Here is a 13,224-nt window from a genome sequence, read left to right on the forward strand (position 1 = left end):
CCGTGTTCTGGTGGCTTGCACGACGACTCGGCCAGATGGCCCTCGTCCTCTTCGGGGTGGTCAGCCTCGCGTTCCTCCTCGTCTACGCCGTGCCCGCGGACCCCGCGGCCACGCTCGCCGGGCCGAACGCGAGCGCCGAGACGATCGCGTCCATCCGCGCACAGCTCGGCCTCGACGCCCCACTGTGGGAGCAGTACCTGGGATTCATCGGGCGGCTCCTGAGCGGCGACCTCGGCACCTCCTACGTCCTGCGGGAGACGAGCGTGTTCGAGCGGATCGTCTCCGCCCTGCCGACGACGGTGCTCGTGGCGATCGGCGGGCTCATCTGGCAGATCATCCTCGGCGTCCCGGCCGGCATCTACGCCGCCTACCGTCGCGGTGGTTGGGTCGACCGCACGGTGACCTTCGTCTCGCTCATCGGGCTCTCGGCACCGTCCTTCTGGCTCGGCCTGCTCCTCATCTACTACTTCGCCTTCAGCTGGGGACTGTTCCCGCTCAACGGGCTCGGCGATCCGATCATCTGGTACCTCGTGCTCCCGACCTTCACCCTCGGCTCGGGCGGCGGCGCCTGGTACGCCCGCATGACGCGCACCAACATGATCGAGACCCTCGACTCGCCGTTCGTCCGTATGGCCAGGGCGAAGGGCATGCCGGAGCGCACCATCCTCTGGCGCCACTGCTTCCGACACGTCGCCATCCCGCTCGTCACGATGATCGGGCTCGACTTCGGCTACTTCCTCGGCGGCGTCGTCATCGTCGAGACCGTCTTCGGGCTGAACGGCATCGGCCGGCTGGCCTTCGACGCGATCTCGAACCTCGACACCCCGATGATCGTCGGCACGGTGCTCTTCTCGGCCCTCTTCATCGTGGTCGTCAACTTCATCGTCGACCTCCTCTACTCCGTCATCGACCCACGCGTCCGCCTGCAGCGCGCGTGACCTGAACCTCCGACCGATCCCACCACCGTCCGCGCATCGCACGATGCCGGCACCCGCAGAAGGAGAACCACCATGTCCGATCGCAAGCTCCGAGTCGCCGTCGTCGGTGCCGGCCGCTGGGCCGTCCGCTCCCACATCCCCGGCTGGCAGCGCGACCCGCGCGTCGAGGTCGTCGCGCTGGCCGAGATCGACGAGGAGGCGCTCGCCTCGGCGGCCGCGGAGTTCGGCATCGAGCGCGCCGTCACCGACTACCGCGAACTGATCGACGACCCCGACATCGACGTCATCGACGTCGCGACCGGCAACGCCATGCACTTCGAGATCTCGATGGCGGCCATCGCCGCGGGCAAGCACGTGCTCTGCGAGAAGCCCGTCAACAGCGACTACACCGAGACCCGGCGCGCCGCGGCGCTCGCCGCCGAACGGGGCGTGAAGACGAAGCTCGGCTTCACCTTCCGCTTCGCCCCGGCGATCCAGTACGCGAAGCACCTCATCGACCAGGGCTTCATCGGCGAGCCCTACATCTTCAACGGCTATGAGCAGAACAGCCAGTGGATCGACCCGAAGACGCCGCTGCGCCAGGTGGACCCGGACGCCGACCCCGACGTCATCGCCGTGTCCTCCATCGAGGGCTACGGTGCACCGATCATCGACATCATGCACTGGTGGCTCGACGCCCCGATGACGAGTGTCGTCGGCACCATGCGCAACTTCGTCCCCGAGCGGATGGTGCGCGACACGGGCGCCATGCAGCGCATGAACATCGACGACGGCGACATGTGGATCGCCGAGTTCGAGCAGGGTCGTCTCGCATCGATCCAGTCGTCCTACGTCACCGTCGGCAACTTCCCCGGCATCGAGGCCCGCATCTACGGCTCGGAGGGTGCGATCATCGTCCGCCTGGTCGAGGAGGCCGGGATCTGCCAGACGATCAAGGTCGCGAAGAAGGACCAGGTCGAGTTCGAGGAGCTCGAGATCCCGCAGGAGTTCTTCCCCGAGGGCGGGGCGTCCACGGAGCCGTGGCCGTTCCTCTTCTACTCGAACCTCTGTAAGGACTTCGCCACCGAGATCCTGTCCGGCGAGGACTTCAACCAGGGCAACTTCGACCAGGGCGCGCTCGTCCAGGAGACGATCAACGCGTTCGAGCTGTCGTTCCGCACCCGCGCATGGTGCGACTTCCCGCTCGCGCTCGCCCCGTCGGACGCGAACGACACCGAGGCGGCCCGCGCGTGACGAGCGCCGACACGGTCGCGCCGCTCGCCGCGGTCGACGCTGCGGCTCATGCGTGGGGCGAGCTCGCGGACGACCAGGCCGCCGCGACCATGCTCACGACGGTCCTCGCCGCGGTGGACGTGCCGGGCGTCAGCTATGCCGACGCCCGCCTGATCGAAGCCGAGGAGGTCCGCCTGTACTCGACGCTGGAGTCCGGCCTCGACGAGCGGATCGAGCACAACCTCGGCGTCGGTGTGCGCGTGCTCTTCAACGGCAGCTGGGGGTTCGCCTCCGTGCCGATCGACGACGACGACGACCTGACATTCGCCGCCCATCGTGCCCTCGCCAACGCGCGGAACGCCGACCGGGTCTCGGACGCCCACCGCACCGAGCTGCCGCCGATGCCACCGGTGAGCGGCCGGTACGCGACCGACGTCGTCCTCGACCCGTTCGCGGTCTCGGCGTCGACGCGTCAGGCCTTGCTCGACGACATCCTGAGCGCCGCGAGCGCCCCCGTCGAGGTCGTCATGGCGCAGGCCGGCCTGAACGCGAAGCGGCAGCACCGGCACTTCGCCAACACCGAGGGCTCGATGCAGCACCAGCACCTCATCGAGAGCGGCGCGATGGCGCTCGTGAACGCGGTCGGCAACGGCACGATGCAACGTCGCTCCTTCCCCAACTCGTTCCACGGCAACACCGCGCAGGCGGGCTGGGAGTACGTCGAGGGGCTCCGGATGGTCGAGGAGGCCGACCGCATCGGTCGGGAGGCCGTCGAGTTGTTGACCGCCCCGCTCGCGCCGCAGGGCACGGCCGACGTCATCATCGGCCCCGCCCAGATGGCGCTGCAGATCCACGAGTCCACGGGTCACGCGCTCGAGCTCGACCGGATCCTCGGCGACGAGGCGAACTACGCGGGCACCTCCTTCATCGGACCGGACGCGGTCGGCTCGCTCCGCTACGGCTCCGAGGCGGTGAACATCACCTCGGACCCGACAGTGCCCGGCACCCGAGGTTCCTTCGCGTTCGACGACGAGGGCGTCCCGGCGTCCCGTCAGCCGCTCATCTCCGAGGGCATCATCCGCAACTTCCTCTCCACCAGGGACTCGGCCGCCCGGATCGGGGTGCCGTCGATCGGCGCAGCCCGCTCGGACGGCTGGGGCTACACCCCCGTGTGCTTCGCGACGAACGTGTTCCTCGAACCCGGCAGTGGGTCGACCGAGGAACTGCAGGAGCGCCTCGGCGACGGGTACTACATCGACGACAACCGCAGCTGGTCCATCGACGAACGGCGCCACAACTTCCAGTTCGGCACCGAGGTCGCGTACGAGGTGAAGCACGGTCGGCGGGGTCGCCTGCTGCGTGGCTTCTCCTACGGCGGCACGACGCCCGAGTTCTGGCAGTCCGTCGAGGCGGTCGCCGGGCCGGAGGAGTTCAAGGCCTTCGGCATGCCCTGCGGCAAGGGCGAACCCAAGCAATGGGGCTTCCTCGGGCACGGCGCCTCGCCGACGCTCGTGCGGAACCTCCGGATCGGAGTGGACCGATGAGCGACACCGACAGCACGACCACCACCGCGTTCAGGCCCGTCGTGGGCGGCGAGCGAGCCGCGGAGGCGCTCGAGGCCGCCCTGCGCGACGCCCCGGCCGACCGCATCGAAGCCTTCCTCGCCGGTCGGCGCGGGGACTTCACCCGCTTCGCCGGCCGCCGGGTGCACCAGAGCCAGGCCATCGACGAGGTGCAGATCATGGTCCGCGCCGAGGTGGACGGGCGGGCGTCACTCGCTGCCGCCAGCTCGATCGCCGGGCTCGGTCGGGCGGTCGCGAACGCGAGTGCCGCCGCGCGCGAGCAGGCCGAGCGAGGACTCCCCGCCGCTGCTCCTCGAGCCGATCCCGGTCCGGTCGACGAGCCGGAGGTGTCCGGCCGCACCGCGTCCGGCGCCCTGCTCTGGGGTGAGGACACGGCGGCTTGGGACGTCGGCGAACACGTCGCCCTCGCCGACCGCGCGATGTCTGAGGCCGACCGGGCCGGTGGCGTTGCTGCGGGCATGTTCGGCCGCGCGGTCACCGAGGTCGCCTTCCACGACCGCGAGCGCGGCACCTCCCGGTACGCCGCGGCGACCGAGGCGCAGGGCTCCCTCACGGTCCGCATCGAGGACGGTTCGTCCCACTGGAAGGACCTCTCCCGATCCTCCGACCGTCTGCTCGCGGCGGAGTCGGTCGAGCGGACGCTTGCGGAGGCGTCCGCAGCGCGGGGCCGTGCGCCACTCGCCCCGGGTGAGTACGACGTGGTGCTCGGGGCGCTCGCCGCCGGTGAGTTCCTCGACTTCTTCGGAGCGTTCGGCTTCACGGGCGGAGCCTTGGCATCCGGCTTCGGCACGGCAGCGACCCGCCCAGGCGAGCAGGCAGCCTCATCGCTCGTCTCCGTACACGACGACGCGACGGCCGACCTCGGTCTCCCGTTCCCGTTCGACTTCCAGGGCACCACGAAGCGCGACGTCCCGTTCCTCGACCAGGGGCGGGTGGCCGAGGTCGTCACCGACCGCGAGACCGCGTTCGCCCTCGGCACGGCGTCGAGCGGCAACTTCCACATCGCCCGGGAGGAGGCGCCGCATGCGATCCCGATGAACGTCATCCTCCGCGCCGCCGACACCACCGAGCTCGACCTCATCGCGGGTGTCGAGCGCGGGGTCTACCTGCAGCGCTTCTGGTACACGCGCACCGTCGACCCGGTCCGCTCGACGATCACCGGGGTCACGCGCGATGCGTGCTTCCTCATCGAGAACGGTCGGATCACGCGCCCGGTCGAGTCGCAGCGGTTCACGGTGAGCGTGCTCGAGAGTCTCGCCCGGGTCGACGGCGTCGGTTCCGTCTCCCTGAGCCAGCCGCTCATGAACGTGTTCAACGGTGCCGCCACCGCGCCGCCGCTCCGTATCCGCGGTTTCGCCCTCGGCACCGCACCGGTCCCGAAGGGAACGACGGCATGATTCTCAGGACGAACGAGGACCGCCTGGTCACGCAGATCCTGACCGGCGAGGTCTGGCCGCCCCAGGCCGACCGACACGGTTACCGGGTCGACCCCGACGGCCACCCCTTCATCCTGCCCGGCATGGGCGGGGTGACGATGGGTGCGCACGTCGGCGAGGCGGCCACGGGCTACGCGAGCGACCACCTCGAACCCGGGCTGTCGATCCGGCATGCGGGCGGTGAGGCGAACGCCGCACTGCAGTTCCTCAGCTGCGTCGGCAACGTCGTGACGGTGCGTTCGGGTGCCGCCGTCGGAGCGGAGGGTGTGGTCATCGGTCAGCATGCCTATGTCCTCGCCGACTTCGCCGACGGCTCGCTCCGCCAGGTGACCACCGGTGACGCCGTGAGTGTGGAGGCCCGCGGTCAGGGCCTGCGCCTCCTCGACCACCCGGACGTCCGGGTGAAGAACCTCGACCCGCGGCTGCTCCCGCATCTGCCGTTCTCGACGGCGACCGACGGGACGCTCCAGGTCGGTGTCGCCATGCGCGTCCCGGCGGAGGCGGCGGGCGCAGGAGGCGGCATGCTCTCGGAGTTCGCCAACACCGACCTGATGGGCGCCTACCCCGGGCTCAGTGAGGACCTCTCGCTCGGCCTCGAGTCGCTCCGCATCGGCGACATCGTCGTCCTCGAGGACCAGGACCACTCCTACGGCCGCGGCTACCGGCCGGGTTGGATCACGATCGGCGTCATCTCCACGGGCGAGTGTCGGCTCTTCGGGCACGGTCCGGGGCCGTCGACTCTGCTGTCCGGACCGGCGTCGGCGTTCACCGTCGTCGACGACCGGGCCGCGAACCTCGGCGTCGCGCTCGCAGGGATGGGCCGCGCGACCACCACGACCACGACCACGACGGAGACGGACGCATGAGCTCGATCATCGCCAACAACCTGCTCGGCTTCGTCGAGCACGCCGGCCTCACCCCGATGGTGTCGTACCGGATCGACCGCGACGGGCACCCCTACGTGCCGATCGGAGACGGCGGCATCGTGCTCGGCGTCCACCTCGGCGACTCGGTGTTCGCCACCGACGCCGACCACGCGGCACCGGGGGTCACGCTCGTCCATCCGGACGCCGGTTCGCGCTTCGGGCTGACCTCGTTCGCCTGCATCGGCAACCGCGCGACCGTGCGTTCCGGTGCCGCGACGGGGGCGACCGGTTCGGTCGTCGGCAAGCGCGGTGAGGCCGGACGGGTCATCGTGTCCTTCGACGACGAGACGATGGCGGCGCTCCTGCCCGGCGACCGGATCGCGGTGCACGCGATGGGCCAGGGGCTCCGACGCGAGGACCTACCCGAGGAGGTCGTGCTGCTGAACGTCGACCCGGCGCTCCTCGACGCCCTCCCGATGACCGTCGAGCAGGGTGTCGTGGGCTTCGACGTGGTCGGCGTGCTGCCGGGCAAGGTGGCCGGGAACGGTATCGGTCGGCCCGCACACCAGTGGGACGTGGACCTCGCCGTCGTCCCGGACTCGCCTGAACTCGCGGGGATCGACATGCGGCTCGGGGACCTGTTCGCGGTCGAGCACCTCGACGTCCGCCACAACATGGGGTACCGGCGCGACTGGATCACCGTCGGGATCATCGTGCACGGTGGCTCACCCATGCCCGGTCACGGGCCCGGCTTCGTCCCGATCGCGTGTGGACCGAGCTCGGTCCTGCGGGTTCGTGCGGTGACCGAGGGGACGGACGGCGTCCGGCCCGCGCTCACCGCCGAACGGCTCGCAGCGGTGGCCCCCTGGCCGACCGCCTGACCGGACGACATCGCGGCACGCCGCGTCACGACCAACGCACCGCCGCGCCCGCGGCAGGATGGACCATCATGCAGATCCTCATCGCCAGCCACCTCGAACCCGAGCACGTCGAGGCGATCCGTGCCTCGCACCCGGACGTGGAGGTGCTCTACGACCCCGCGCTCGTCGGTGCCCCGCAGTACGTGTCGGACCACCACGGCCCCACGCCGCAGCTCTCCGCGGCCGACCAACAGCGGTGGGAGGACATGCTCGCGCGGGCGGAGGTCGCGTTCGACTTCGACTGGCAGGATCCCGCTGCGCTGCCGGAGCGCGCTCCGAAGCTGCGGTGGATCCAGGCGACGAGCGCCGGCATCGGCGCGTTCATGCGTCGCACCGGCCTCGACCGGAGCGGCATCGTCGCGACGACGGCCGGTGGCGTCCATGCCGTGCCGCTCGCCGAGTTCGCCCTCACCGGGGCGCTCTTCGTCGTGAAGGGCCTCCCGGATCTGCAGCGTCGGCAGCGCGAGCGCCGGTTCGAGCGCTACACCACCCGGCAGCTGGCCGGCATGCGGGTCACGGTCGTCGGCGTGGGTGGCATGGGGTCGAACGTGGTGCGGACCTTCGACGCGATCGGTGCGTGGGTGACCGCCGTGGGTCGGGTGGGCGGCTCCTACGAGCTGCCCGAGGGCGTCGAGCTGAGCGATGTGGACCGCCTCGAGGAGGTGCTGCCGGGCACCGACGTGCTCGTGCTGTGCACGGCGCTCACGCCGGAGACCGAGAACCTCATCAGCGCCGAGCGGATCGCGCTCCTCCCCGAGGGGGCCGCCGTGGTCAACATCTCGCGCGGACAGGTGATCGACGAGGACGCCCTCATCGACGCCCTCCGTTCGGGCCGGTTGGGCGGTGCGGCCCTGGACGTCTTCCGCGAGGAGCCGCTGCCCGCGGACTCGCCGCTCTGGGACCTCGACAACGTGCTCATCTCGCCGCACTCGGCATCGACGGTGGAGAGCGAGAACGCGACCCTCACGGCGCTGTTCATCGAGAACCTGGCCCGCTACCGCGCGGGAGAGGCATTGCTGAACCGCTTCGACGCCGACCGGGGTTACTGACCGGTCGGCCACGATCACGACTCGCGGATCGCCCGCCAATCGTGCCGCGCGGCGAAGCGGCCGTCGATGAACACGTCGATGTAGTGTGCTCCGCCGTCGATCGGCTGCTGGGTGATCACCCGGACGGACACCATGTGTCGCTCGTGCACGCCGACCTCGACATCGAAGACGTTCGGCATGATGCGCCCGAGGTTGCCCCCGCTGTCCGCCGCAAGCCGCCCGTCGACCTCGATCGTGACCCGGTTCCGGATCCCGGCGACCCGCACGGTGACGTGATGGGGCTCGTCGACCCCGACGGTGAAGCTGAATGAGACGGCCATGACGACCATCAGACCACACGCGTCGAGTGCACGGCAGTGATCAGGTGATCGGCCCGTCGGTGCATCGCGCGACGAGCTGGATCTCGACTGGTGCATCGCCGGGAAGGGCGGCGACCCCGAGCGCGGCGCGGACGGGGAGCTCGGCCTCCGGGAACCGCTCCATGACGACGGCGCTCGCCGCATCGGCGATCTCGCTCAGCCGGACGAAGCCGTCGGCGACCGCGAGGTAGACCGTCAGGGAGACGACTTCGGCGAGCGTGGCGCCCTCGGGGACGGCGCTCTCGGCGGCTGCGAGCGCGCGCTCGGTCGCCACCCGCGTGGCGGTCAGCGCAGCAGTGTCGTCGAGTTCTCGCCCGATCCGGCCCGTGGCCATCAGCGCGCCGTCGACGCGAGGCGTCATGCCGGCGGTGTGGACCAGTTCGCCGACGAGCCGGGCGACCGAATATGCACCGGCCGGCCGGATCGTGGGGTCGCTCATTTCTGGATGCCCGCTGCGGACGCGAGTCCGGTCAGGCAGGCGACCATCCGCTCGAGCGCCGCCGCCCACTCGGTCTCGTCGCGGGCGTAGCAGATCCGGAAGTGGCCGGTTCCGGAGGGGCCGAACTGGTACCCGGGAGACACGACGACCTGAGCCTCGCGCTGCAGGGCTCCGGCCACCTCGACGTCCGACACCCCGAAGGCGGAGACGTCGAGGAACAGATAGGCCGTCCCGTCCTGCGGCGTCATCCGCAGCCCCGGCACCCGCGACAGGCTCTCGACGGTGGTCCGCTTGATCGCCTCGAGGTCGGCGATGCGCTCCCGGAGGAAGTCGTCGTCGTCGACGAGCCACCGGGCGAGCATGCGCTGGGCGTAGGCGGGCGCGCGGAGCGAGGTCATGGCGAGCGTCTGCTCGACCGACGCGATGACGTCCTCCGGGGCGACGACGACGCCGATCCGGAACCCGCTCATGGACTCGGTCTTGGAGGGGCCGAGGAGCGTGATGGTGCGATCCGCCATGCCGGGCTCCGAGCGGAGGTGCGGGAACGGGACATCTGTGTACAGGAGTCGGCTGTACAGCTCGTCGACGAGGACACGGAACCCGCCGGCGAGGGCGAGGTCGGCGACCCGGGAGATCATGTCCGCGGGGTACACGGCGCCGGTGGGGTTGTTGGGGTGCGAGAACATGAGCAGCTTCGGCTGCTCGGGGAGGAACCGTTCGACTGCCTCGAGGTCGAGGCTCGGTTGTCCTCCGTCCAGGATGAGCGGGATGCGCTCGACCCGCGCGCCCAGGAAGGCGAGGATGCGTTCGCAGAACAGGTAGTCCGGGTCGGCGAGGAGGACGAGGTCGCCCTCGTCGACGAGCGAGGAGAGCGTGGTGAAGAGCGCTCCCTGCGTGCCTGGCGTCAGCGCCAGGTTGCCGGGGCCCACCGGGCTGCCGAGGAAACCGCCGATCGCCGTCGCGAGGTCGGCGAGCACGCCGGGGTCGCCGCGGTAGGGGGTGTACGCCCAGGCGCCGGTCGCGACCGCCTCACGGATGGCCTCGTCCGCCCAGGCCGGTGGCGGGAAGCGGACCGTGTCGAAGTGGGTCGTGTCGAGGAGCCCGTGGCCACCGCCGTCCAGGCGGAGCGAGAGGTCGGCCTCGCGGACCGAGAGCCCAGGTGCGGCATCCCGGTAGGTGAGGTGTGTTCGCGCCACGCGGGCGCTCTGGGCGGGGCGCAGGCCTGGAGCGGCGGGCGTGTCGCCGCCGAGCTGAGCGGTGGTGGCCGCAGGCGGGTGCACAGACATACGAGCTCCTCAGAACGATGAGGTCCGCCTCATCCGGACCTGTCATCTGTAGACTGTATACTATCGACAACCGGTGATCCATGATCCGTCTCGAAGCCGACACTCGTCGGGATCGGCGGAAACGCGCAGTCGTTGCGTCGCGACAGCCGCGCGCGCACGTTTCGTGCTCGTAACGAATCTGCACCGGAAGCCTCCTGAGTTTGAGGGAGTTGTTCGGACCGTGCTGTAATCCTCTACAAGCACGTGCGAAGAACCTGCACACAGCCGTGCCGTCTCTCACACACAGAAAATGAGGTCGACATCAATGTCATCCCCACGTAGTGGATTCCGGAAGAGCGCCGTCGCGCTCGCGGGTCTCTCCATCTCCGCTCTCGCCCTCGCCGGCTGCGCCGCCGGTGGCGGCAGCGGTTCCAGCAGCGGTGCCAGCGGCACGATCGTCATCGGTACGACCGACAAGGTCACCACGCTCGACCCGGCCGGTTCCTACGACAACGGCTCGTTCGCCGTCATGAACCAGATCTACCCCTTCCTGCTGAACACGCCGTACAACAGCCCCGACGTCGAGCCCGACATCGCCGAGTCGGCCGAGTTCACCTCGCCGACCGAGTACACGGTGAAGCTTAAGGAAGGCCTCAAGTGGGCCAACGGCAACGACCTCACCTCCTCCGATGTGAAGTTCAGCTTCGACCGCCAGCTCGCCATCGCCGACGACAACGGCCCGTCGTCGCTCCTCGGCAACCTGGAGAAGACGGACGCGCCTGACGACCTCACCGTCGTCTTCACGCTGAAGACCGAGAACGACCAGACCTTCCCGCAGGTGCTCTCGAGCCCCGTCGGCCCGATCGTCGACGAGGACGTCTTCTCGGCCACCGAGCTGACGCCGGACAACGACATCGTCAAGGGCAAGGCCTTCGCCGGTCAGTACACGATCGACAGCTACAAGTTCAACGAGCTCATCTCGTACAAGAAGTACGCGGACTACCAGGGCCTCCTCGGCGAGGCGAAGAACGACACCGTCAACGTGAAGTACTACACCGACGAGTCCAACCTGAAGCTCGACGTCAAGCAGGGCAACATCGACGTCGCGTCGCGCAGCCTCTCCGCGACCGACATCGAAGACCTGAAGAAGGACAAGAACGTCAAGGTCATCGACGGCCCCGGTGGCGAGATCCGCTACTTCGTCTTCAACTTCGACACCATGCCGTACGGTGCGACCACCGCCGACGCCGACCCGGCCAAGTCGCTCGCCGTCCGCCAGGCCGCTGCCGACCTCATCGACCGCGCCGCGATCGCCAAGGACGTCTACAAGGACACCTACACCCCGCTCTACTCCTACGTGCCCGCCGGCCTGACCGGTGCCACCGAGTCCCTCAAGGGCCTCTACGGCGACGGCGACGGCGGCCCGGACGCGGCGAAGGCCAAGGAGACGCTCGAGGCAGCCGGCGTGACCGTTCCGGTCGCGCTCAACCTCCAGTACAACGGTGACCACTACGGTTCCGGCTCCGGCGACGAGTACGCGCTCATCAAGGACCAGCTCGAGGCGGACGGCCTGTTCACCGTCAACCTGCAGCAGACCGAGTGGGTGCAGTACTCGAAGGACCGTACGACGGACGTCTACCCGGCCTACCAGCTGGGTTGGTTCCCGGACTACTCCGACGCCGACAACTACCTGTCGCCGTTCTTCGCCACGGACAACTTCCTCGCGAACCACTACGACAACCCGGCCGTCAACGACCTGATCAACCAGCAGCGCTCGACGACGGACGCCGACGCACGGACGAAGCTCATCGAGCAGATCCAGGATCTCGAGGCGGCCGACCTGTCGACCATCCCGCTGCTCCAGGGCGCTCAGGTGGCGGTCGTCGGCAAGGATGTCGAGGGCACCGTCCTCGACGCGTCGTTCAAGTTCCGCTACGCACCCATCAGCAAGGGCTGAGTAGCCTGACCAACTGATATCCGACTATGGTGAGTCGGACGTCGCGATCGGGGTGGCTCCACAGAGCCGCCCCGATCGTGTGTCCGGGCTCTACCGAGTCGGTGATCGAGGAGGATCCACTGCAATGACGGCAGCTGTCGCAACCCCACCCCCCAAGGCGGCCAGACGGTCTGGAGGTGGCGGACTCTGGCGGTACCTCGTCATCCGCTTCCTGTTGATCATCCCGACGGTGTTCATCCTGGTCACCATGGTCTTCTTCCTGATGCGCCTGACCGGTGACCCGATCACCGCGGCGCTCGGAGGACGGCTCCCGGCCGACCAGCTCGCGGAACGCATCAGTGCCGCGGGCTATGACCGGCCGCTCTTCGTCCAGTACTTCGAGTTCCTCGGACAGATCGCGGTCGGCAACTTCGGCACGACGATCTCCGACAACCGGCCCGTCATCGAGGTCCTCCTCACGTACGGTTCGGCGACCCTCGAACTCGCGATCTACGCGCTCATCGTCGCGTTCATCGTCGGCATCCCGCTCGGCATGCTCGCCGCCGCCCGCCGCGACCGCTGGCAGGACGCCGGCCTCCGCGTCTTCGCGATCCTCAGCTACGCCACTCCCGTGTTCTTCGCCGGTCTGCTGCTCAAGCTCATCTTCTCCGTGTGGCTCGGGATCCTCCCGGTCGCCGGTCGCGCGAGCACCGGCACGGAGCTGACGCTCCAGACCATCTCCAGCCCCTCCGGCATCTACCTAGTCGACGCGATCCGGCTCGGTGACCCGACGGCGATCAGCGACGTCCTCGCGCACGCCGTACTCCCTGCCATCGCCCTCGGCCTGCTGACGGCGGGTGTCTTCCTCCGTCTCGTCCGCACGAACGTCATCGGCACGCTCGGCTCCGGCTACGTCGACGCGGCCCGCTCGCGCGGCGTCAGCGAGTTCCGACTCGTCACGAAGCACGCCTATCGTCCGGCGCTCATCCCGATCATCACCGTCATCGGGCTGCAGATCGCCCTGCTCCTCGCCGGCGCGGTCCTCACCGAGACGACGTTCGAATGGAAGGGCCTCGGCTTCATGCTCAGCGAGTACCTCAAGGCTCGTGACTTCGTGGCCGTCCAGGGCATCGTCGCGCTCCTCGCGGTGATCGTCGCCCTGACCAACTTCATCGTCGACATCATCGCGGCGATCATCGACCCGAGGGTGAGGTACTGAGC

12 protein-coding genes are annotated in these 13,224 nt (G+C 69.3%); 9 read left to right on the forward strand and 3 right to left on the reverse strand.

The window, feature by feature from the left end:
• Window positions 1-2: 2 nt before the first annotated feature.
• The 7 genes from QRN27_RS11880 to QRN27_RS11910 all read left to right on the forward strand — a co-directional run bounded on the left by QRN27_RS11880 (window position 3) and on the right by QRN27_RS11910 (window position 8,004).
• Window positions 3-938: an ABC transporter permease gene (locus tag QRN27_RS11880; protein ID WP_157579953.1), complete on the forward strand. Its 936-nt coding sequence runs from the start codon at window positions 3-5 to the stop codon at window positions 936-938.
• 72 nt (window positions 939-1,010) lie between these two features.
• Window positions 1,011-2,171: a Gfo/Idh/MocA family protein gene (locus QRN27_RS11885; protein ID WP_285042398.1), complete on the forward strand. Its 1,161-nt coding sequence runs from the start codon at window positions 1,011-1,013 to the stop codon at window positions 2,169-2,171.
• Window positions 2,168-3,694: a TldD/PmbA family protein gene (locus tag QRN27_RS11890; RefSeq protein WP_285042399.1), complete on the forward strand. Its 1,527-nt coding sequence runs from the start codon at window positions 2,168-2,170 to the stop codon at window positions 3,692-3,694. The genes QRN27_RS11885 and QRN27_RS11890 overlap by 4 nt, the downstream gene beginning before the upstream one ends.
• Window positions 3,691-5,130 carry a metallopeptidase TldD-related protein gene (locus tag QRN27_RS11895; RefSeq protein ID WP_285042400.1) on the forward strand — a complete coding sequence of 480 codons (1,440 nt, stop codon included), beginning with the start codon at window positions 3,691-3,693 and terminating at the stop codon, window positions 5,128-5,130. The genes QRN27_RS11890 and QRN27_RS11895 overlap by 4 nt, the downstream gene beginning before the upstream one ends.
• Complete coding sequence (locus QRN27_RS11900) at window positions 5,127-6,035, forward strand: DUF4438 family protein (RefSeq protein ID WP_285042401.1); 909 nt, start codon at window positions 5,127-5,129, stop codon at window positions 6,033-6,035. Before QRN27_RS11895 ends, QRN27_RS11900 begins: the two co-directional genes overlap by 4 nt.
• A complete protein-coding gene (locus tag QRN27_RS11905) occupies window positions 6,032-6,916 on the forward strand; it encodes a DUF4438 family protein (protein WP_285042402.1) in 885 nt (294 codons plus the stop codon). Before QRN27_RS11900 ends, QRN27_RS11905 begins: the two co-directional genes overlap by 4 nt.
• Before the next feature lie 68 nt (window positions 6,917-6,984).
• Window positions 6,985-8,004, forward strand: coding sequence for a D-2-hydroxyacid dehydrogenase (locus QRN27_RS11910; protein WP_285042403.1), 1,020 nt, complete (start codon window positions 6,985-6,987; stop codon window positions 8,002-8,004).
• A gap of 14 nt (window positions 8,005-8,018) precedes the next feature.
• Here the strand turns inward: QRN27_RS11910 and QRN27_RS11915 are convergent, their stop codons facing one another.
• From QRN27_RS11915 to QRN27_RS11925, 3 genes are read right to left on the reverse strand one after another with little or no spacing between them, the layout of a single operon-like run.
• Window positions 8,019-8,324: a hypothetical protein gene (locus QRN27_RS11915; protein WP_285042404.1), complete on the reverse strand. Its 306-nt coding sequence runs from the start codon at window positions 8,322-8,324 to the stop codon at window positions 8,019-8,021.
• Between the two features lie 40 nt (window positions 8,325-8,364).
• The gene (locus QRN27_RS11920) at window positions 8,365-8,802 is read right to left on the reverse strand and encodes a RidA family protein (protein WP_285042405.1); all 438 of its coding nucleotides are present in this window, start codon (window positions 8,800-8,802) and stop codon (window positions 8,365-8,367) included.
• Window positions 8,799-10,088, reverse strand: coding sequence for a pyridoxal phosphate-dependent aminotransferase (locus QRN27_RS11925; RefSeq protein WP_285042406.1), 1,290 nt, complete (start codon window positions 10,086-10,088; stop codon window positions 8,799-8,801). The genes QRN27_RS11920 and QRN27_RS11925 overlap by 4 nt, the downstream gene beginning before the upstream one ends.
• A gap of 304 nt (window positions 10,089-10,392) precedes the next feature.
• Here QRN27_RS11925 and QRN27_RS11930 point away from each other — a divergent pair, with 304 nt between their 5' ends.
• A complete protein-coding gene (locus QRN27_RS11930) occupies window positions 10,393-12,024 on the forward strand; it encodes an ABC transporter substrate-binding protein (RefSeq protein ID WP_285042407.1) in 1,632 nt (543 codons plus the stop codon).
• A 124-nt stretch (window positions 12,025-12,148) separates the two neighbouring features.
• The gene (locus tag QRN27_RS11935; RefSeq protein WP_056780617.1) at window positions 12,149-13,222 is read left to right on the forward strand and encodes an ABC transporter permease; all 1,074 of its coding nucleotides are present in this window, start codon (window positions 12,149-12,151) and stop codon (window positions 13,220-13,222) included.
• The last annotated feature ends 2 nt before the right edge of the window (window positions 13,223-13,224 follow it).

The organism is Plantibacter sp. LMC-P-059a (genome assembly GCF_030209505.1).
GTDB lineage: Bacteria > Actinomycetota > Actinomycetes > Actinomycetales > Microbacteriaceae > Plantibacter.